A 23,163-nucleotide genomic window follows, 5' to 3' on the forward strand; every position below is an offset into this window, starting at 1 on the left:
TAGATCTCTTAAATCATGATTCTTCTATTTAATGAAAAAACGGTTGTTATTTTAAGCTTCTTTGTAGTATATCTAATTCATAAAACAATTAAAATGAGAGTATTTAAACTTAGAACATTACTTATATGTACTGTACTTTTTAATATTTCATGCGGAAAAGCACAAGAGCGTCATTTAATGATAAAAAAAGAAACAAAGCAGATTGAAGAATCGATTATTATTGGAAAAAAAATTAAAGTTAATTCGAAAATATTAAATCAAGAAAAGGAAATATATCTATCATTGCCTCATAAGTATGAGGAACATATCCAATGCTATCCAGTGGTTTTTGTTTTAGAGGCAGAGTTTTTATTTGAGCCTACAAAAGCGATTTCTTCGTTTTTAGCTGCCAGAAGTAAGATGCCTGAGGCAATCATAGTTGGAATTCCGAATGATTTCCATGAGCAAAGACACGAACTAGGATTTAAAAAATGGAAAGGAAAACCAGAAGAATACCTTAATTTTTTCAGAAAAGAATTAATTCCATTCATTGAAAGTAATTATAGAGCGGATTCCCATAGAACAATCATTGCAATGTCTCCTACAAACGGTTTTTTATTTGAAGCCTTTTTTAATCAACCAGATGTTTTTAATGCATATATAGCATTAACAATGCATTGGGATTGGAATCCAGAAAATAATGAGGTAACAATGGTAGATCACATAATTAAAATAATTTCTAATCACTCTTATCCTAAATCGAGTATTTATATTGGAACAGCAGATGATGATATGGTATATAGTGGCGAAGAATACTTGACTTCAAGAAAAAAATTAGATGAATTTCAAAAATCAAAGAGTCAGGTTAAATACAAAGTTGAACTTTTAGAAAATGAAGAACATTATTCAATGGCTTTAGTAGGTTTAAGAAATGCTTTTAAGTTTATGTATCCAAATGAAGAATGGAAATTTCAGAGGTTACAAAAAATGAAAGATCCTGTAAAACAAATAAAAGACTATTATGATAGTTTAAGTAAAAAATATGGATTCGACATATATCCTTTAGAAGATACGCATGGAAAATACGGTATAGTATCACAAGCTGAAAATATGATCAAATGGAAGATGTGGGATAATGAAAAAATTATAGCGTTTATCAAGCTTGGACTTCAATATTATCCTAATTCTGCAAATTTACATATGAAACTGGCAAAGGTCTATAGAAAGGCAGGATATAAAAAAGAGAGTATAGAAACTGTTGAGAGAACAATACAATTGGTGTCAAAATACCATCCTTCCAAATTGAAAGAATATCAGAATGAATTATCTAAGTTAAAAGAATAAAAGAAAATCAAATCTAAAAAATAGCGGTTGTTAAAGTAAATTCGTAACACTTGTTTTATAGGTTTGACCTATCGGAATTATTTTGTCTCTAATAAAAATTCGATTTCCTTCAATTACAGATATTTTAGGAATACTTACAATGTAGGATTTATGAACGCGTATAAAGTTGTGTGGTGCCAAGAAGGATTCGAAATGAGATATTTTTTCATGACTAATAATTACCGTATCATCTTTTAAATGTAGCTTACAATAATTACCATAGGCTTCAATACAAATAATATTTTCTGTAGCTACTTGATGGTATTTTTTATCTCCTTTTACGAAGAAATTACTGGAAGTTTGTGTTGTGTTTGTAGCTGTAACTGGAGTAGCACTTTCCGAAGTTGTAGAAAGTACTTTATTAATAGCCGTAAGCATACGTTCAAAACTAAAAGGCTTTAATAAATAATCAACTACACTTAATTCAAAACCCTCTAAGGCGTGTTCTTTATAAGCTGTAGTAACAATTACTTTAGGCGGATTCTGCAATGTTCTTAAAAAATCAAAGCCTTTTAATTTGGGCATGTTCAAGTCTAAAAACATAAAATCAACCGTATTATTATTTAAAAACTGCATGGCTTCAATAGCATTATAACAGTTTTTTTGAAGTGATAAATGAGGTAGCATACTGCAAAACTCCTCAATAAGTTGGTGTGCCAACGGCTCGTCATCAATAATAATATATCGCATAGTGTTAGTTTAATTGTAATACAGCCTTAAAAGTAGCATTTGTTTTATGAATGGTTAACAGGTGCTTGTTTGGATATAATAAATCCAATCGATGCTGTAGGTTTTCTAAACCAATACCTTTGCTAGTGTTATTGTCAGTATCATCAAAATTATTATCAATACTAAACAACACTTCTTTGTCTTTACCTTGAAGATCAATCTGTATATAAGCATCTTCTGTTAAGGTTTCTACACCGTGCTTAAAGGCATTTTCTAAGAGAATAATAAACAACAAAGGAGCCACTTTTACATCACTTTCTATGGTGTGTGCAAAATTAATAACCACATTTTTATGATGTCTTATTTTATGCAAATCAATATAGTTTTGCAAATAAGCAACTTCCTCTTTTAAAGAAACCAATTCTTTCTTCCCTTCATAAATAGTATACCGCATCATGTCAGAAAGTTTTAAAATAACCTCTGGAGCCTGATGAGAATTTTGAACGGTTAATGAATATAAGTTGTTAAGTGTGTTAAAAAAGAAATGTGGATTTACTTGTGCTTTTAATAAAGCTAATTCAGCTTTCGATTTTTCATTTTGCAAGCTTTTAATCCATTTGTATTGTTCATACAACCATAGTCCAATCAAAATAGGTATAGGAATAATTAGTAAAGGAATAAATAACTCATGTTTTAGTTTTGAATAAAGTTCAGTCTCGTGTTGAAAGAATCTAAAGTAACTAAATAATAAGAGTAGAGAAATATAATATGCAACAATGGTTTTTCCGTATTTCTGCACAAACTTTGGTAATAAAAGATGCGCAATACCCAACCAAATGAATAAAAGTATCACTAAGCTTAACGGATTATCTGGATAATTGATTCTTTCGTCTATAATCAATAGAACAATAAAACTTATTAATAAAGCCAAAAGCTTTAAAAGTATAATTTTATGTTTCTTTAAAAAGGAAATATGATAGACCATTACAGAAATAATGCCCCACCAAACACCTCCAAAAATGGTAGTTTCTATAGGACGGTCTTTAGGTAGAATAATAAACCCGATATGTTCTAATATATATATCAAAGGAACTACAATAACGAGTCCTATACTGAATGCTTTTAATATTTTGTTGAATTGTGGCACGTTTTATATGTACTTAAATAGAAGTTCAAAAATAAAGAGAAGTGTAAAGGTAATGTAACAATTTTGATGAATAGGATGTTTTTCTGTACAAACAAATACTTTTTTATGCCGAGTAAGATTTATGGTTTTAAAAGCCGTATTGAAATGAAGAATGTTCCTGTTGGTCAAATAAATTCGTCCCTCTTTTAAAATAGGTTCTAAGTTCGTTGAAAAATTAGAAAACATAGAACATGAACACCTTAAAAATTCAAGATATCAGCAAAGAATATCCTAATGGGGTAAAGGCGTTGAACCAAGTAGCTTTAACAATTACAAACGGATTATTCGGATTACTAGGACCTAATGGAGCTGGAAAATCATCTTTAATGCGAACCATTGCTACTTTACAAGAACCTACTTCAGGAAGTATTTTTTTTAATGACGTAGACATTGTGAAGAGTCCGCAGTTTTTACGAAGTCAATTAGGCTATTTACCACAAGAATTTGGAGTGTATCCAAAAATAAGCGCCCAAGATTTATTGAATCACTTGGCTGTTTTAAAAGGAATCACGAATACCCAAGAAAGAAAAGAGCAGGTAACCGCTTTGTTGCAACAAACCAACTTGTATCAACATAGAAAAAAATCGGTACATACCTTTTCTGGAGGAATGCGACAACGTTTTGGAATTGCACAAGCTTTGTTAGGAAATCCACAGTTGATTATTGTTGACGAGCCTACAGCTGGATTAGATCCTGAAGAACGCAATCGATTTTTAAACTTGTTAAGTGAAATAGGGGAGAACGTGATTGTGATTCTATCTACTCATATTGTAGAAGATGTACGCGATTTATGTCAAAACATGGCCATACTTCAGCAAGGAAAAATTATAACGCAAGGAAATCCAATGGAACTAACCTATAGTTTAAAAGGAAAAACATGGATTAAAACCATTGCTAAAGAAGAACTAGCAGTATACCAAGATTCATTTCAGGTACTTAGTACTCGATTGGTCTCCGGAAAAACACAAATTCAAGTGTATTCAGAAACACCTTTAAATGGTAAATTCAAACTGTATACACCAGATTTAGAAAGTGTTTACTTTAAAAAATTACAACAAGTTTCCTCTTAAAACTCTTCATATGCTATTCCACTTATTAAAATTTGAAATACAATATCAATTAAAACAAAGAGCACTCATTGCTTTTAGTATCCTGTTTGCATTTTTAGGATATACACTAGGATCTCAAGGATTTTCTAACAAAGTAGCTTTTAATTCTAATTATGAAATCAACTATGACGTAGGCTTACTAAGCTTAGGAAGTGTGTTTATTGTGATGTTTTTTGCTATTAGCGGATTTTTAAGAGACAAACACCATAAAACCGATGCATTGGTATTTACCAGTTCTTTAAGGAAAATACAGTTTTTTGTGAGTCGATTTTTAGGCGTATATCTATTTTCATTACTCACATTTAGTGCCTGTTTTATAGGCTGGTATTTAGGAACTCAAAATCCAGCTTTAGATGCCAGTAGATTGTTAGATTTCAATGTGTTTTCCTATCTAAATACATGGTTGTTATTTGCGGCACCTAATCTTTTTATCGTAACTGCTATTGTAAGTTCAGTAGCTTTGTTAACTCAAAATAATATCGCAACCTATGCAAGCGCTATAGGTATTTACGGACTCTATTTTTTAACAGCTTTATTTTTTAATTCACCTTTATTGGCAGGAGAAGTGAATGCTTCCGCAGAGACCATGCAAATGGCAGCAATAGGAGATCCCTTTGGATTATCAGCCTTTCTAGAACAAACGCAATTTTGGACACCCGCCGAGAAGAATACCCAACAATTAGCGCTATCTGGATACTTCTTAGCTAATCGACTTTTTTGGTTGGGTTTTACAAGTATCCTTTTGTTCGTTTCTTATAGTTTCTTTTCCTATAAAATTTCAGAAAGAAAAAAGAAAAGCAGAGCTATCAAAACGGAAAAGGAAACAGCCTTAGTACCATATCGAATCATAAAAGCACCACAATATTCTTTTAAACATAGTTGGAATAGTTTTGTATCTCAATTAAAAATGGAATTGAATGCGGTACGCAAGAACCTTCCCTTTTTAGCCATTATAGGCATGTGGATTGTAATTGTATTTATTGAAATTTATTCACGTATCAATCAAGGAGGAACTTATAATGAAAGTCTGTATCCAACTACAAGTTTGTTGGTATGGCTAATTAAAGACCCTTTGCCATATATAAGTATTCTAGCGGTAGTTTTTTATGGGGGAGAACTTATTTGGAGAGAAAAAGAAACAAAATTCGACGGGATATTGTATGGTACACCCGCACCAACCTCAGTATTTTTCTTGGCAAAAACCGTTGCATTGATCTTATTACCATGCTTATTAATATGTATTAGTATTTTAATAGCTATAGGATTTCAAATACAGTTAGGATACGAATTCTTAGATTTCACCACCTATGCTTCCCTTTTTTATTTTAGTGGAGTAGGTATCCTTTTTTATATTTTACTTAGTGTATTTATGCAAAGTGTTTTTCCGAATAAATACTTCGGAATGACAGCTGTTGGCGTCTTTATTTTACTTTTTAACACTTCTATTTTAGGAATCGAAAATCCTTTATTTAGAATAGGAGTATTGCCTAAAGTAGAACATACACTAATGAACGGATTTAGCGATACGGTAAAAGAATTTCATTATTATGCCATTACTTGGTTAAGCTTGGCTGTGATACTCACCTTAGTAGCCTATAAATTATGGCAACGAAACAGTTCTTTTTCCTTTAAAAATCAATGGATTAATTTACAGAAACCATGGAAAAAGTGGCAATTGATTGCTTTAAGTCTTTTAGGAATTCTTTTTTTATCAAGTGCTTCGGCAGTGTATTATAACTCACAGGTGATTGGCAATTTTGAAACTAGTGAAGTTATCTTAGACAAGCGTGAAGCTTATGAGCGTATGTATAAACAATACGATACACCGAGACAATTAATTCCGGTAGACATGAAAACAGAGATTCATTTGTTTCCAAAAGAAGAGGCGTATACAGTAAAAGTAAACTATGTATTAGAAAATAGAGGAGGGGTAGCTGTTGAAAATTTATTGATTACGGAAGTTATTCCTACCTTAAATATGCAACTAGAAAAAGGAAGGTTGAAAAAGGACGATACTATACACGAAGTAAAGCTTTTTGAATTTGAAACACCAATTCAACCAAAGGAACGTATCAACTATAGTTATGAGATTCAATACACTAAAAAAGGATTTGAACAAAACAACAATTTCGTAAAAAACGGAACCTTTTTAATGCGAAATAACTTCGATCCGATTTTAGGCTATAGCACTTCTTATGAGGTTCAAAGTGCTTATGAGCGTTCTCAAAGAAATTTACCAAAAAGAGCAACTGCATTAGAGAGCGATAATCATTTTCATAGTGAAGATGAAGGTTATATAAAAATACCTATTGAAACGGTGATTTCAACATCCAAAGAACAAACGGCCATTGCTCCGGGAGATTTGGTAAAGCAATGGGAAGAAGGAGAACGCAACTATTATCAATATAAAATAGCAGGTAATGCGATTCCGTTTTTGGCGTATTTCTCAGCAGCTTATACAACTACTCAAGAAGAGTACAAAGGGATTGATATTGAACAATATTATCATCAAAACCATGATTATAATGTAGAACTGATTTCAGAGAGCACACGACAAACCATAGACTATTGTCAGCAATACTTTGGAAAGTTTCCGTACAATCATGTTCGAATTGCTGAGGTACCAGGACATTGGAGATTTGGAGGCATTGCCTTACCCGGAACCATTGCTATGGTAGCAGATAACTTGCATTTGATTGATGTAAGTGAAAATCCTGATTTTAATTTGGTAGCCAAACGAACCATTCATGAAGTAGCACATCAATATTGGGGACATTTACTAACGCCTAAAAATGTAGACGGTGGTGGATTGATTACTGAAGGATTGGCCAAGTATACCGAAGCCGTGGTGTTAGAAAAAATGTATGGTAAAAAAGCCTTATGGCAATTGAGTAAAACAGCCAATCAACGTTATTTCTCTGGAAGATCCTATGCTACTCAAGTTGAGAATCCCTTGTATATAGAGCAAGGACAATCGCATTTGTTATATGGAAAATCGTTGATTTCTTTATTGGCCTTAAAAGACTTGGTTGGAGAAGAAAAAATGAATCAAGCCATTAAAAATGTAGTAGATAGGTTTAAAGATCTAGATGAGCCTCAAGTCTTATCTATTGATTTGTTAAATGAATTTTATCAAATCACACCGAAAGAGTACCATCATTTAATAGATGATTGGTTTCAAAAAATCATCCGTTATGATTTAAAGATTAGCTCTTCTAAAACAGAAAAACTAGCAGATACTTCCTATCAAACTACGTTAAATGTTAGCGTCAAACGTTTTGAAATATTTTCGGATAGTAGTGAGGAAGAAACTACGATAAATGAGCCTATTTCTATTGGATTTTTTGATAAACAGGTGCAATCGGCTAATAAAAAAGAGATATTATATCTACAAAGTCATCATATAAATTCGAATGAAACTGAGATTATTCTAAAGACATCTAAAAAGCCAAAATTCATAGTCATAGATCCGTATGGATATCGACCGGAAAAAGATAAGGTGGATAATGTAATAGTTGTTAATTAATAAATACTTAAGTTAACTATAATGCGAAAAAATATTAGAAAATCTTTGTAGAAATAATAGTCGAAAAAACAAATAGTTTAGCTTTTTATTGAGCTAAACTATTAACTTATATGGTAAAGAGAATAAGTATTTAAACCTAAAGAGGCACTTGAGTATAGTAAACTAGAAAAAAAATTAACGATAGTATGATATATCACATCTCCTCTATTTAACATAATATTAATTATAGTACAATTATACAGTGATTTCTGTATAACCGTTTTTCAGGCTATTTAGCATAATATCAGATATAACGTCTTTAGACTTATATCGGCAGATATTATGTTAAAAGAAATCGACTTTAGGGAGATTCATGAATTCCTTTAAAAAACAATTAGAATAGCGTGAACTAAATTACGCCTCATTAACTACTTTGTTTATTTGATAACTATAATTCTCTATTATGTTAAGTGTTTTTGGCTTTCGTTTAAATTGAATATTCTGTACTAGGATTCATAATTTTTCAAATACGCGATTCTCACGGATTAAGATTTTAGATTTATAAGGAAAGTCATTTGTAGCTATAATGTAGCTATAATTTGCCATATTGCAATTTATTTATAACACAATTATCCATCGTTTGAAATTTAAAAAAATCAATCATGTAAAAAACTTATTCCTTTTTCTTCTTTTTTGCTTTCTTCATGGAAACTTTAAAATCATCCACAGTTCCATGTAATTTTAAATTTAAGTATTTTACTTTCTTATTAGGATCGAGTTCTATAATTTCATCCTCTTCTTCTTTATTTCCACTATTTTTTTTACTACTAAATAATTTATACCAAACAGCTTTTCTAACGGTTTTCCATGGAATTCTTAAGTAATATTCAATATTATTATTCAAATCTTGTGTCCCAGATAATTCCATATGTCCTAATGTAGATTCAATCGTCATATTAGGAATCGTTATGCGTCCGTTATGTATATCAATATGATTTTGAATGGTATCAAACTTGATATTGTTCAAGTTTTTATCTCCCATATAACTAGACAACAATTTCATAGGTTCATAATTCTGTAATTTACCGTTAAAAACTTTTACATCCATGTGAACTTCTGATTGATCTAGATCTGGGACTAAATCAGGATAAATTCTAATTTTTCCAGTTATGTTAGAAGAAACATGTCCTTTTAAATTATCAGAAACCAAATGATCTTGTCCAAAATTTTCAAACTTAAATAAGAACTTATCCAAATCAATTTTAGTGGTTTTTATATTAGGTTTCAGGTAAATTTTCTTCGGATTACTACCGTTAAAATAACCAGACATATTAAAATTACCACCAGCGGCATTCATATGTAAGGTATCTACATGAATATAATGATTCTGAGTTGTCCGTAATTTTGCTTTTATATCTTGTAAATGAATTCGTTGATACATAAAATAATCTACATCTACATCAAATTTCATATCCGTAAATGGTAGCTCATACAAGTTAAAAGCATCTGCGTGTGCTGGAACATCCGCAGTTTTTGATTTTACCGTTATGGTTGCCTTTTCAGTTGGTTTATCAGGAGGAAATAGTTGGTCATAATCAATATAATTTGCTCTGAAACTGAGGTGATTGTCTCGTTTTTTAATCGCTTCATCATCTCCTAAATAATAGTTCAAGCCAATATTAAAAGAAGTTCTTCCTATTTTACCTATAAAATCTTTCACTACAAGATGATCATCTTCATAATGAAAATCACCTGTAAAGTGTTCAAATCGTAATGGATGTACATGCATTTTGGTATTCAGCTTGTCCAATTCTAAATCTATAGAGTGTAATGCTGATGCTTTATAATGCATACTAGAATTCACATGCAATTCCAGTTTTTCAAATTCTTCATGTCTATATTCTTCAGGAACATAATTTTCACCTTGATACGAGAAAATGTCTTCCAAACGCAATAAGTCTGAAGTTAAGGTAATATCTAAATCTACATCACCATTCAATTCTTTTTGCATCCAAAAACCATAATTATGCACCAATCCGTTAAAATGAAAATCAGAATCATCAATAAAACCTGTAAAATCTTTGATTTTAAGATCTTCATCATCGATTAATACATCTACATGAAAATCGTGTAATTTATGTGGATAATGCTTTAATTTCGCGTTAAGACTGTCTACAAAAAACTCTCCTTTCGGCAAATATTTATTTTCGGTAAAGGCCTTTGCTGAGGATTTAAATGAAAATCCAGCAGTTAAATCTTTAATTTGCTCATCTATACCTGTTTTTATACTATCAGTCGTAGAAAATTGTGTAAGTTCGGCAATATCTAATAGGTTCGATTTGATATCTAAATGCGTAACGACGAGTGTATCTGTATGATGTACAATAGCAGGTAGATCTGACAAATACCCTGTTATTGAAATATCAGAATTTCCTAAAAGCATATCAAATTGATTAATTGTCGCTTTTTTCCCATTCATTTCTATATGTGCATTCAGTTTTTTTAATGGCGCAGGAAGATCTTTGGAAGATAAACTGAGGCTATCAATTTTTAACTCACTATAATACGCCTGATTCAATTTGCTGAGTGCTTGTTCTGGATTATCAATATCTACAATATCATGAAAATTCATTTTTAAGGAAACATTTCCTGATGCAATATCTACTTCACTTAAATTTAAAAAATCAGTTACAAATTCAAGATTAAAATCTGCATTTAATCGCATATCTATTTCTGGTTGATCAAAATTATTGATCACGACATTTCCTAGAATTTTTCCTTTCCCAAGTTTGGCAGTCATATCTTCCAGCGAAAATGTTGTGGTACGAGAACTTCGTTCCTTACCATTTGTAAAATGCCCTTTAAAACCAATATTTTTGACTCGCTTACCTTTGTTGGTATTTTCTAAAAAAGCTTCACTTACACCAAAATTTACATCAAAAAAAGGTACTTGTTGATTCAATGTAGGGCCTTGAACTACTGCATTAAAATAAATTTTCCCTGCATTTTTATAACGTTCTAAAACAGGAATGAGATCCTCTGGAGCAAAGGCTATTAGCATATCAAAATTTGGCTTCGCTCCTTTTATTATAAGATCAAGATCAAAATCATTTTTGGTATCTATTTTTCCTTCTAACTCAAAATCACCATGCTCCATAGTAACTCCAGAAGGTTCAATAGTAAGCAATCCAGTATCTTTATTCAAACTAACATCCGTATGAACATCAAAGTGTTTGTGTTTTACATACGTAGTATCGCCATTACTAATTAAATTCATTTCAAACTTAGTATCTATATGTCCTGAAATTACTTCATTATCAATATTGAAACCACCATCTGCCTCATAAATAAATGTTTCTAAGTCTGTATTTTGACCTTCATCTTTTTTATGAATATCTAAATTGTGTAATTTAATTTTTTGAAGTTTAAAATCTATGGGTTCTTCACTTTCTGTTTCATCAAATGGCTTTAATGCATTTAAAAGATTTAGACTTTTATCTTCATGAATTACAATATCAAAAAAACCTTCTTCTACAATTAAGGATTTAATGGTGTAATTTCCTTCTAAAATATCCCACAAATTAAATCCTACGTAGATATCTTTAACGTCCAGAATAACTGGTGAATTATCCTTTTTAGTTTCATTTATTTTTAGATCGTCTACTTTAAAAGAAATATTAGGAAAATTACTGAAGAGTGATAAATGAGTCTCTCCTATATCAATAAAACCTTTGTGTTTTTTATTAAGCTCAGCTATTTGATCTTTAATAATACTGTTTTGTTTGGTGTTGATATATAACACTGTAGCACTGAGAAAAAATAATGGTAAAAGTATTACACAAGCTATAAATCGTAACCAGAATTTTCTTTTTTTAAAGGCTTGTAGTTTCATAATACTTGTGGTTATTATAGCAGTATAAGCTTGTTAATAAATTACCTGTTGTGCACTTGGAGTAAAATTATGTCAATTCGAGTAATTTTTCGAAATAAAATGGAGAAAAATTGTATCGAGAATAAGAATTTTAGTTCTGAATTAGTTCTCGATACGCTTTTTGTAGCTTCGCTAGCTACCTTCAATCAAAATATATTTTGATTTTGCTAATTTCAAATACTCTAAATTCTTTCCTTTTTTATGATAAAAGGTATTAATGAATACATAAACAGCTATTTTTTAATGATAACAAGACACTTTTTCCTTTATCATTTTATAGCATACGTTTATCATTCTTTTTTTTAAGCGGTGAATAATTGTAAGAGTTTTGAATTAAACTTTAAAACAATATAATATGAAAACCATACAACATTTAGCAATCGCAATTTTATTACTTATTCAAAGTGTGTCATTTGCTCAAGAAAACAAACTAGATATTATTAAACAAAAATTTGATCCTTTGTTAAAAGAACAAAATAAAGGGATTGCTGTTCTTGTTAAAAAAAATAACCAAATAAAAACAGTAAGTCTAGGTAATTTTAATTTAAATGAAAATCACGTTTTTAATATTGGTAGCGCCACCAAAACCTTTACCGCTATTCTGTTTCTTCAAGAACTAGAAAAAGGAAATTTAAAACTTACCGATAGTATAGGAGCCTACCTACCTCCTATTACTAATGTAGATAGCTCAATAACTATTGAAGCCTTATTAACGCATGAAAGTGGTTTAGATGAAGTTATTGGTAAAAATTTACAAGAAATTTTTTACGGGAAAAAGGATTCTTTATACACTGATAATTTATTAAATCAGATTGAAAAAAATAATCCAGATATGATTGGTAAATTTGATTATTGTAATACTAATTATTTTCTGTTAGGTAAAATTATTGAAAAAGTTACCGATCAAAGTTATTTTGACTTGCTTAGAGAACGCATTATCATTCCTTTAAAAATGAATAATACTTACCCTTATGTGCATAGAAATTTACCAAACTTAGCGACGCCTTATGATAATAATAAAGATGTAACAGCTTATTTAGACTATCGTTACTTTGCAAACATTGCTTATGCAGCAGGTAGTATTGCTTCTACATTGGCTGATATGGAAGTATTTTTTAGCTCTCTTTTTGAAACGGAAATACTTCTAAAAAAAGAGACTCTAAAATTAATGTTAGAATCTGGTAATAAAATATACGGTTTAGGGATATTTAAAGAAAATTACAAAGGAGAAAAAATATATGAACATGGCGGAAACAATATAGGCTACTCTTTTATAAATGCATACAACCCAAAAACTAAGAATTTATTTTTATCATTTACAAACTCTCATAGAATGCCTTTAGGAAAATCATTAAAAAATGATTTGTTCTCCTATTTAAACAATGAAGCTATTGAAAAATTTAATAGCATTAATATAGCTGACTTTAAAGATATAACGGGTAAATATTTATTGAAAGAAGCAAACTTAATTTTTGAAATTACACAAGAAAAAGACAAGTTATTTTTAATAGCCAAAGCTCAAGGAATAAAAAGTGAATTAATTCAAAAAAATAAAACAACCCTTTATGATACTTCAGTTGGAGCCACTTTAACTAAAATTGAAGGAACTAATGATCGTTTAACATTCAACCAAAATGGTTTTACTACTACTATTAGTAAAGTAACATCAGAAAACTAATAAATTGATAATGAACTACCCCGATGCAAAACATCGGGGAGTTAAACGTTTGGATATTATCCTTTCTATATAATTGGGAACCTTATTTAATTAAAAAACGGTATAATTTTTCATAACTGACATATTTATTAAAGTTTCTAAATGCGTAATGAGTTATGTATAATCAATTTTAATATTCTAATTTAGCAACACAATTATAACCGCTATGTTTGTATATTTACGTTATGAATGTAAGACTATCTAAAGAACAAAAAATTGCAATTAAGATGTAACGGTTCTGTAGATATAACTTTAGAAGTAAAATCCCATACTAGTCCAGCATATCGAGCTTTTAAGACTGGATTAGTTACTTGATTGGTTCTTTTTTCCTAATATATTTTTCATCCTTTATTTCATTTATAGGTACAATAGTTTCAGTATTTTTAACATGTGGTAAATATTTGATTATACTTCTTAGAAAAACAACAAACATGTCATTTTGAATGCTTTTTAGGTACGAAAAAGTGTGTCGAAAACTATTTTACAATTAAGATGTTACTCCTCGATAAAAAATCATTTTCCATTACATTGCAAATAATTTCGCTCGAAGCAACAGTTACGTATTATTGAAAACTGTACAATGCCAATTAGAAAAAGTGTACTAATGTTATTTGTAGAAGAAAATTAACTATTTATGTTCAATAGTATAATTATATTTTTTCTGTATCGGTTAAATGTTTTGTTTTATTACTTTGTTGATTAAACGTATGCATTAATTGATATACGTATGGTATTTGCTTTTGAAAACGTGTTAAAATATCATAGGAAATATTTTTTCTACTAAACGGAACAATTTTTACGTATTCTTGAATTTCATTGGCATTTCTACCATATTTGTATTCATACGGAAAACGCCCATCAATATCAATTAAGTTATCAGGATTATCTTTATTAACTACACTTATATAAAACTCGCTATTTTTAATAGTTCCTTTAGGATTGAATAATTTTTCTTGTTTTAAATAATCGTGTAATTCTTTGGCAGTATCTACAGCCGGATCAATTAATTGTATCTTATCTACCATAAAATTTCGATACAAATATTCTCCTCTTTTATCTTTGTAATTATACAGTTCTTTTAAAATTTCGTTAATCTCATTTGTCATATATGGATAATGCGTACATCCCAAAATAATTGATTTTAACTTATTTTTAGTTTTAGATAGTCTTATTTTCTCTAATAGTGTTACCAAATGATAACGTACATAATTTTTGGCATCATTAATTTGAAGAACTGAGCAATCGTCTGTTTTTTCACGATCACATAATATTCTGCTATCAGTAAAATCAAAATTATAGACATCAAAAAGAGTTTTATCAATTTTTACCTCTCCATTTAAGCTAGGCCCTTTATAATCTTTTCGCGGTTTTTTAAGGTTTTTATTGAAGTAATTTGGGTCTTCATCAACAGCTTCTGCAATTCCAAGTCCTCCTTGAGAAAATACTTCTATTTTTCCTTTATAACCTAACTCCTCTTTCATTTTTAAAATGGTGTTTTTATAGCCTTTTGATGCTATGGTACCTACAGTTGCTAATACACCTATAACAGCATCTTCGTCTTTTTTTATACTAGCTAAAGTTCCTCTAACTCCTGCATCAATTACTCCAATAACTTTTAGCTTAGCATTGGCTTGCTTTAGGAAAGCTTCAATATATTCTTTACCATACGCTGTGGCTGTATTACAGGCTATTACAATAGCTTTAACTGGTTTTTTATCTGTTTTAGGAGTTTTATCATTAGCATCTAAATAGTATTTATTATTCATTAAAAACTGAGCGTCTTTAATAATATGTTCTTTAAGTAATGCTACCTTGTTTTCTTTAGAATAATTCCCGTAAGGCATATTTGCTTGATCTCCTAAATAAATAAAGGACTCTTTTTCAAAATCAAAATTTCCGTCACTTCCTTTTTCATGAGAATCGTTTTTATTTTTATCATAGTTTACAATGGCTTTTAATACTGTTAAACCACCTGTTCCAGAATCAAATACACCTATTGGTAACGATTTATCTACATTTAAATAATTGGCCTTATTAATATGATAAAAATTGCTTTTATCATTGATTATTGTATTAACTATATTGTCATTTTTAACAACTGCTTTTTTAGTTGTTTTCTTTTTACAACTTGAAAAAGTAACTATTAAAAATGCAATGATTAAGAGATATTTTTTCTTCATTTTATCTTAATTCTTATATTATTAATGAATAATGGTTTTGTATAATTTTAACTGTTCTCGATACTTTTTTTATTGCGTTTGCACTTCATAAAAAACACTTGTACTGACATTCAAAAAATTATTTGCAAGCTGTATTTTAGATGTAGTTTTCCTGAACTATAAGAAATTATAGTTCTAACTACCTATATGTTAATCTGCTTATTTGGTTAAGACGCTCCCTCTTAGTAAGTTGGTAAACTGCCCTTCGTCTATGGCTAATTTTCCATTGATAATACTATACTTTAATCCTTCTGATAGTTGAAAAGCATCGGTAAAATTAGCATGGTCTTTAAAGGTTTTTGGATTGAAAATAATAATGTCTGCAAAATTTCCTGTTTGTAAACTTCCCCTATTTTTAATTTTAAAAATAGCTGCGGTTTTTGCTGTACTGTTGTTAATAAATGTGGGTAAATCTATAATCTTATCTTGTAGTACATATTTGTTGTATTTTCTAGGAAATGAACCATATTTTCTAGGATGCCCCGTATTACCATCTGAGCCTGTAACTACCCAATTTTGCTGCATAAAATAGTGAATATCTTGAGGGTTCATATTAAAAGAAGCTACACGTACATATCCTGTTTTTAAAATAGAGAAAACGGCTTCTTCTGGTGTTTGGTTTAATAAATTAGAAATTTCTAATAAATTTTTTCCATCAAATTTTGGAGCTTCTGATTTTACTATTAATAGTTTGTCCGGTCCTCCTCTACGTGTAATGTTCTTTTTTGTATCAGCCAATATTTTTGGTTGCAATACAGGGTTATTATAGCGAATCATTAACGAATCTTTCCCTCCACTTTCTGCCCAACGTGGTGCTACTGCTGATTTTAATCCTGTTGCAGAAGCATCATAAGGGTATTGATTTGCAGTAACCTCAATTCCTTCTTTTTGTGCATTTTCAATAGCTTTTACTATTTCTTTACTTTGATGCCATACATCTACTCCTAAACATTTTATATGTGAAATATGGATAGGTAATTGGGCTTTACGACCAATTTCTATGGCTTCTTCAATTGCAGGAATTAAACCTACAGTATATGAGCTTTCATCACGTAAATGGGTATCATAAATTCCGTTGTGTTTCGCTACCGTTTTTGCCAAAGCAATAACTTCATCTGTATTTGAATAGCTTCCCGGAGAATAAAATAATCCTGTTGAGATACCAAAGGCGCCAGCTTTCATTTCTTCCGCTACTAGTTGTTGCATTTTGGTAATTTCTTTTGCAGTAGCTTTTCTATCGCTTTTTCCCATTACTTGGTTTCTAATGGTTCCATGTCCTACCAAAGGAACCACATTTGTACCAATTCCTTGAGTAGCATACAAATCAATATATTTTGAAGTTGGGTAAAAACTATCTCCATCATTACCAACTACAACTGTAGTAATTCCTTGAAATAGAAAAGGCTTATTATGTGAATTTTTGGCAACCGTAAGGTCTCGATCTGCATGTGTATGCGGATCTATAAATCCAGGGCAAACAATTAATCCTTTAGCATCTATTGTTTTTTTTGCATTGATATTAGCATCTTTAGGATTTCCTAAAAAAATGATTCTATCATTTTTTATAGCGATATCATTTTGATTTGGACTGGTATCAATTCCATTATAAACTGTACCATTTTTAATGAGTATATCTGCTTCTATTTTCTTCTTTGAACACGAAGAAAAAAACATGATAATAATAAGTGTTGAGATATAAGTTTTACAGTTCATAACTTCTAATTAATTTATAAAACCAGGTACGGCAACTGTTGCCATTGTTTGTAAACCTACTGGTGCTTTTAAAATACTATTAATGCAATTAATAGTAATTGCGCAAGTGGCAATATCACCATTAATTCCGCCTTCAATTTCTGAAGAAAAATTAGGAATCCCTTTGATAGTAACCTTGTCAAAAGATCGAGGTTCACCAATAGCAGCTTTGAAATGCATTTTTATTTTACACTCTCCATTTTTATATCCGTGAGCAATTTGCTCTACACCTCTAGCCTCTCCTTTTTTTACTTTAATTGCTTTAGAGGCAACATCAGCTTCAGCAATTACAGGATCTAAACTTTCCGTAACCTTGTCTAATTCTATCCCTATAGTATTGGCCAATAAATATACAGATTCTTGTAAGCCTACATGACGTAATTTTCCTGTAGCTTCTTTTTCTCTAAAAGTATCAATAGTAAGCCCTGCGCCTATTTTTTGTTGAAAAGGTATACGTCTTGAGGTAGCATCTTGTACTCTTTCTACTAAAATATGTGAAACATCCTTAGATATTGAGGTAAATACAGAAGGAAGGTAATCCATTAAAAACCCAGGGTTTACTCCTGTACCTAAACAAGTAATATTGTTTTCTTTACAAATAGTATCTAGTTGTTTACTTAATTTAGGTTGTAATTTCCATGGATATGATAATTCTTCACATGTAGAAATTACTGGAATACCAAATTTAGCAACTTCTTTTACTTGAGGAATTAATTTTTCTAAACTTGAAACGGTAGTAATAATAGCTACATCTGGTTTTGTTTTTAAATTATTCAACGCTTCCTCTACAGAGGAAAAAATAATTACATTAGTTGGTAACTCTTTATCTAATTCAGATAATGATTTTCCTTTTAATAATGGGTTTATATCTACAGCAGCAATAGTTTTAACGGTGCTTTTTTGAGCGATGTATTTGCCTATTTGTACTCCTAATGGTCCGTAACCTATTTGTAAAATAGTTATCATATTTTTTAATTATTCTTTAAAAAGAGGCTGATTAAAAACACTGAACAACCTCTTTTTTATTGAAACAAAGTTTATTTTATTGATTTACTTCAGTAGTTGAATAAATATCAATGTTTTTTGGTGTGTTAGAATTTGCATTTATAGCATTCTGAGAATAAGGAAACCTTTCTGGATATTTTGTTACTGAGTTATTATTTAATGGAAAAGGAACCGCTATATCTGAGTCAGATTTACGAAGCCTTCTAGCATCATTAAATGGAATAAATGTACCAAAACCTGTTACATACCTTTCTTCTATTATTTCTCTTAATAAAGCTCTGGTTGAGTTTATATTATCTGCATTCTCAATGCCACCATTATCAAAATCAGTAGCAACATAATCATCATACTGCAATACATCTGAAGCGTTAACTTTATCAAATAAAACTCCAGAAGCTGTAAGTTGTCTTACCTGATTTAAATTATTCAATCCTGTATTAAAATCTACAGTTCTAGCGCCTGTTTCTGCAAGAATTAATAAATTTTCTTGATACGAAACTAGATACATATGGGTTAATTCTCCTGTTATTCTTTTTGTAGTACTACTTCTATGTCTAGTATCTGTATAATATTTATTTCTTGCTTGCTCATTGGTTTTTGCATTGTTTCTATTATAACTAGCTGTAGTACCTAACAAACCAGCACTATAGTTATCTGTATTAGTTGTCATATAACCAGCTCTTCCTAGCATAAATCTATATAGTAAATTCTCAGCACCAGTGTCTCCAGAAGGTGGTACAAACTTCATTGTATTAGCATTAGAAGAAATTCCATTTAAAGCTGCATTATAAGCAAGGGAGTATTGTTTAGTTTGTAAATAATACCTTGCTTTTAAAGTATAAGCAACTTGCGCCCATTTTGTTGGATCTCCTTGAAAAAATATGTCTTCAGGAAGACTTGTACCAACACCAGATGTAGTTAGTTCGGTAATGGCATTATCTAATACTAATTGCAATCTAACATACACTTCACTCTGTTTATCAAATTTTGGATCATATTGTGGGTTATCTTGATTTGTGATCGCATCACTATAAGGAATATCTCCCCAAATGGCAGCAGCAGTTCCTACAGCATGAGCCTCTATTATTTTACTAATACCACCTATTAATAGTTGTCTAGATATTGGTTCTGTAGGAAGTGACCTATTTATTAATGCGTTTTGTTTTAAAATACCGTTGTATAAGTACCCCCAAGCACTATCGCATTCTTCCGTTGAAATACTATAATTGTGAAGTGCATCGTACAATAGTATTTCTCCTTTATATTGTCCTGACCACATTGCAGATATACGCTGTAAATGACTAACGTTAATTGCAATATCAGCTAACATTGTTCCTTTTATCAACAAGTTTGCTGGTAAATTTACATCTGTTGTTAAATTATTTTTATTAAAGTTGATTTCTTCAAATGAACTATCACAAGAAAGAAACAACATTACTGAAATTATAAAAAAAGAAATTTTAGTTCTCATGATATTTAATATTTTATTTTAATTGTAAGTAAATAGGTTTTAGATGCTGGATTGGTAAAATAGTCTATTCCAAATCCGTTACCTACTCCTGTTTGATTGGTTTGAGGATCTACACCTAAAATATCTGTCCATAAAGCCAAGTTTCTTCCTGTTAACGTAAAATCTACTGAAGCTAGTTTTGTTTTCTTTCTAAACCATTCAGAGTTTAAGGTATAACCAACTGTGACTTCGCTTAAGCGTGTCCATGTAGCCTTATTATAAAGCGTAAACTCATTAATTGGCGAAGATCCAAATCCTCCTCCTCTCGTAGTATACCAGGCTTGATTCAAAAGAACAGGTCCTGCTCCAAAATCTCTAATATTTCCTCTTACTGGCATACCAGCTGGGTATACATTACCGTTCACATCTTTTACATCTACACTAGGAGTTACTTCATTACCTACATCGGCATGTGTACCGAAATTTCCTAAGATAAAACGAGTTCTTTCAGAAAAATCGCCTCCTTGAGAGTGTTCAAAAAGTATATTAAAGTTGAATTTTTTATAATTTCCTCGCAATCCAAATCCTCCTCTCCAATCTGGATTAGGGTCTCCAATTACTCCTTGTGAAACAGCTTGTTGTGGAAATCCATTAGCATCTAAATCAAAAGAACCGTCTGGGTTTCTTTTTGCTCTTGTTCCCCATAATGCTCCCATAGCGTGTCCCACAACAGCTCTTGAACTTACCGAACCGTCTGTTAAGGCTATAGACTCTGCACCTTTAAGACTTAAAACTTTATTTTTATTGTTATTAAAATTACCATAGAAGCTCATATTTAAATCTTGAGATTTTAAGAAATTATAATTAACATCTAATTCAATTCCTTTATTTTGAAGAGAAGCTCCATTATCCCAACGTCTACTAGCACCAAAGCTTGGAGATATAGGTACTGGTAATATAACATCATTTACTTTGTTATAGTAATAAGTAAAACCAAGATCAAGTTTATTAAATAAACCAAGATCAAATCCAACTTCATATTCCGTTTTTATTTCTGGCTTTAAATTAGGATTCCCTAATGTATTACTAAAACCTAATCCTCCACCAAAATCTTCAATATCTAATGGATCACTATAATCTGAAAAACTAGGATTCACATAAACAGTCTGAGCTAAATGAGGTCTAGGTCTAACTCCTACTTGACCTACTCCAAAACGCAATTTACCTTTGGTTAAAACATTATTATCCTTCAAACTTGGTAATTGTGTAAATTGCCAAGAAGCATCAACCGAAGGATAAAAGAATCCACCTTTTATACTAGATGCTTTTTCAAAAGCAGCAGATAAATTTAAGTATAATTGATTTTTATAATCAAAATTAGCTGCTCCAAAAAATCTAAAGCTTCTTAATTTTCTAATTAAGTTTCTTGATGGTAAAATTTCTGTTGTAATAGAAAAGCTTTGTAAAGTAGTATTGGTAATAAAATTCTCACCTCTGTTATATACACTCTTTCTATTTTGATCATTAAAATTATAACCTAAAATATAACTTGAATTAATGTTTTCTGATAACTTTATACTATTTGTGGTAGCTATTAAATCTAAATTAAAAATACTGTTATTAATATTATCCAATCTAAATTGCCCAGTTGTTCTGCCTGTTCCTGCTGAAAAAACAGGAAAGAAATACCTTCTTTCATCTGAGTACGTATCATAACTTGATCTTAATTTTAAATTTAACCAATCATTAGTTTTATAATTAAAATCTGTGCTCAAAATAATTCTATCCACTTCAGTGGGGCTTTTTTGTCTGTGTAGTGTCCACAATGGATTATTATAAGCCGGGATACCTGCTCCAATATGCGATCTATACGCTCTGTGTGCTAATGGGGTTAAGACTCCATTGCTATCATAATAATCACCTATATAATCCGTATTATCAAAATCTGGAGCACCTCTTAATAGCCCTAAAAGGACACCTGCTGTATTAGAACTTTGTTGAATTCTATTAGATGTTGTATTCGCATATTGAGTAGAGGTAGTAACATCAAACTTATCATTAAATTCATATTTACCAGTAAATCCTACATTAAGTTTTTTATAGTCACTAGTCCTTATAATCCCTTCTTGATCTACATATCCAATACTAAATCTATAATTTCCTTTTCCTCCTGCACCACTTATACTCAAATTATGTTTGGTAGAAAACGCATCTTGAAAAATAGCTTCTTTATTCTTATCCCTAAAAGTTTCCTTCGAGTTTTTAGTTTTTATTAATAAATATTCATTTCCAGATTGAGCACCAACGAAATACCCTCTTTCTACTTTGGTATAAAATTCATCAGCCGCTCCAGATCTGTCATCTATTTTATCTCCCCAAGACCTTGAATTGTTAATTCTCCAGTTACCACCAGACCCTTGGCCATACACGCTTTGTAAAGGATGAAATGTTGCTAATTGATCTATTGATAAACTTGTTTTATATTCTACATTAACTTTTCCAGTATCTCGACCTCTTTTTGTGGTAATAACCAATACACCATTTGCAGCAGCAGATCCCCATATAGCAGCAGCAGACGCTCCTTTTAAAATATTGATGCTTTCTATATCATCATCATTTATATCGTTTAAACGAGATTGCTGTACAGTACCTCCAGCACTAGCATTACTTCCATTAATATAATCATTACTAACAGGTACGCCATCAATAATAATTAGAGGCTGTGTATTTCCAAAAATTGTGTTAGCTCCACGTATTTGAATACTAGAACCCGCACCAGGGTCACCATTAGAGCGAGCAATTCTAACTCCTGATGCTTTTGCTTGTAATGAATTAATAACACTTGTTTCACCTGAAGTTTCTAAAGCTTCCGCTTTAACTTTAGAAACTGTTGCTCCTAAAGTTCTTTTATCTACTCTTATTCCTAATGCATTTACTACTATTTCATCTAATTGCTGACTATCTTCTTTTAACAGAACATCTATTTTTGATTTTCCTGAAACAAGAATTTCTTGGTTTTTCATTCCTATAAAAGAAAATACTAAAATTGAATTATTGTCTTTTACTTTTAATTTGTAATTTCCTTCAAAATCTGTTTCAACACCATTCGTTGTCCCTTTTTCTACAACTGATACTCCTGGCAAAGGGCCTGTAGAATCTTTAACAATACCTGTTACCGTTTTTTGTGCAAACATACCAACTGATGTAATTAGTAATGTTAAAAAACTTAAATAGAGTTTTTTATTCATATATATTGAT

Annotated in this window: 12 protein-coding genes; 4 read left to right on the top strand and 8 right to left on the bottom strand. The window is 30.5% G+C overall.

What is annotated here, in order from left to right; genetic code table 11:
- The first annotated feature begins 93 nt into the window (after positions 1–93).
- Positions 94–1,323: an alpha/beta hydrolase gene (locus tag ABNT65_RS04625; RefSeq protein ID WP_348747301.1), complete on the top strand. Its 1,230-nt coding sequence runs from the start codon at positions 94–96 to the stop codon at positions 1,321–1,323.
- Between the two features lie 30 nt (positions 1,324–1,353).
- On the opposite strand, the gene ABNT65_RS04630 is transcribed toward ABNT65_RS04625, so the two are convergent.
- Both ABNT65_RS04630 and ABNT65_RS04635 read right to left on the bottom strand, forming a co-directional pair.
- Positions 1,354–2,052, bottom strand: a complete 699-nt coding sequence (locus ABNT65_RS04630) for a response regulator transcription factor (protein WP_348706629.1) — start codon at positions 2,050–2,052, stop codon at positions 1,354–1,356.
- Positions 2,053–2,056: 4 nt separating this feature from the next.
- The gene (locus tag ABNT65_RS04635) at positions 2,057–3,178 is read right to left on the bottom strand and encodes a sensor histidine kinase (protein WP_348747302.1); all 1,122 of its coding nucleotides are present in this window, start codon (positions 3,176–3,178) and stop codon (positions 2,057–2,059) included.
- Positions 3,179–3,408: 230 nt separating this feature from the next.
- On the opposite strand from ABNT65_RS04635, the gene ABNT65_RS04640 reads away from it, so the two are divergent.
- Together ABNT65_RS04640 and ABNT65_RS04645 are read left to right on the top strand one after the other, a co-directional pair.
- Entirely contained in the window at positions 3,409–4,287 is an 879-nt protein-coding gene (locus tag ABNT65_RS04640) for an ABC transporter ATP-binding protein (RefSeq protein WP_348706624.1), read from the top strand.
- A 10-nt stretch (positions 4,288–4,297) separates the two neighbouring features.
- Entirely contained in the window at positions 4,298–7,852 is a 3,555-nt protein-coding gene (locus tag ABNT65_RS04645) for an ABC transporter permease/M1 family aminopeptidase (RefSeq protein WP_348747303.1), read from the top strand.
- A 652-nt stretch (positions 7,853–8,504) separates the two neighbouring features.
- On the opposite strand, the gene ABNT65_RS04650 is transcribed toward ABNT65_RS04645, so the two are convergent.
- Positions 8,505–11,723: an AsmA-like C-terminal region-containing protein gene (locus tag ABNT65_RS04650; protein ID WP_348747304.1), complete on the bottom strand. Its 3,219-nt coding sequence runs from the start codon at positions 11,721–11,723 to the stop codon at positions 8,505–8,507.
- Between the two features lie 394 nt (positions 11,724–12,117).
- Between ABNT65_RS04650 and ABNT65_RS04655 the strand changes: the two genes are divergently transcribed.
- The gene (locus ABNT65_RS04655) at positions 12,118–13,440 is read left to right on the top strand and encodes a serine hydrolase (protein WP_348747305.1); all 1,323 of its coding nucleotides are present in this window, start codon (positions 12,118–12,120) and stop codon (positions 13,438–13,440) included.
- A gap of 689 nt (positions 13,441–14,129) precedes the next feature.
- Here the strand turns inward: ABNT65_RS04655 and ABNT65_RS04660 are convergent.
- The 5 genes from ABNT65_RS04660 to ABNT65_RS04680 all read right to left on the bottom strand — a co-directional run bounded on the left by ABNT65_RS04660 (position 14,130) and on the right by ABNT65_RS04680 (position 23,153).
- On the bottom strand, positions 14,130–15,659 hold the full coding sequence (locus ABNT65_RS04660) for a hypothetical protein (protein ID WP_348739981.1): 1,530 nt from the start codon (positions 15,657–15,659) through the stop codon (positions 14,130–14,132).
- 198 nt (positions 15,660–15,857) lie between these two features.
- Entirely contained in the window at positions 15,858–17,411 is a 1,554-nt protein-coding gene (locus tag ABNT65_RS04665) for an N-acyl-D-amino-acid deacylase family protein (protein WP_348747306.1), read from the bottom strand.
- A gap of 9 nt (positions 17,412–17,420) precedes the next feature.
- A complete protein-coding gene (locus tag ABNT65_RS04670; RefSeq protein ID WP_348739984.1) occupies positions 17,421–18,416 on the bottom strand; it encodes a hypothetical protein in 996 nt (331 codons plus the stop codon).
- A 76-nt stretch (positions 18,417–18,492) separates the two neighbouring features.
- Entirely contained in the window at positions 18,493–19,926 is a 1,434-nt protein-coding gene (locus tag ABNT65_RS04675; RefSeq protein WP_348747307.1) for a SusD/RagB family nutrient-binding outer membrane lipoprotein, read from the bottom strand.
- Positions 19,927–19,931: 5 nt separating this feature from the next.
- Entirely contained in the window at positions 19,932–23,153 is a 3,222-nt protein-coding gene (locus ABNT65_RS04680; protein ID WP_348747308.1) for a SusC/RagA family TonB-linked outer membrane protein, read from the bottom strand.
- Between the last annotated feature and the right edge of the window lie 10 nt (positions 23,154–23,163).

Source organism: Tenacibaculum sp. 190524A02b, from assembly GCF_964036645.1.
GTDB classification, from domain to species: Bacteria; Bacteroidota; Bacteroidia; order Flavobacteriales; family Flavobacteriaceae; genus Polaribacter; species Polaribacter vairaonense.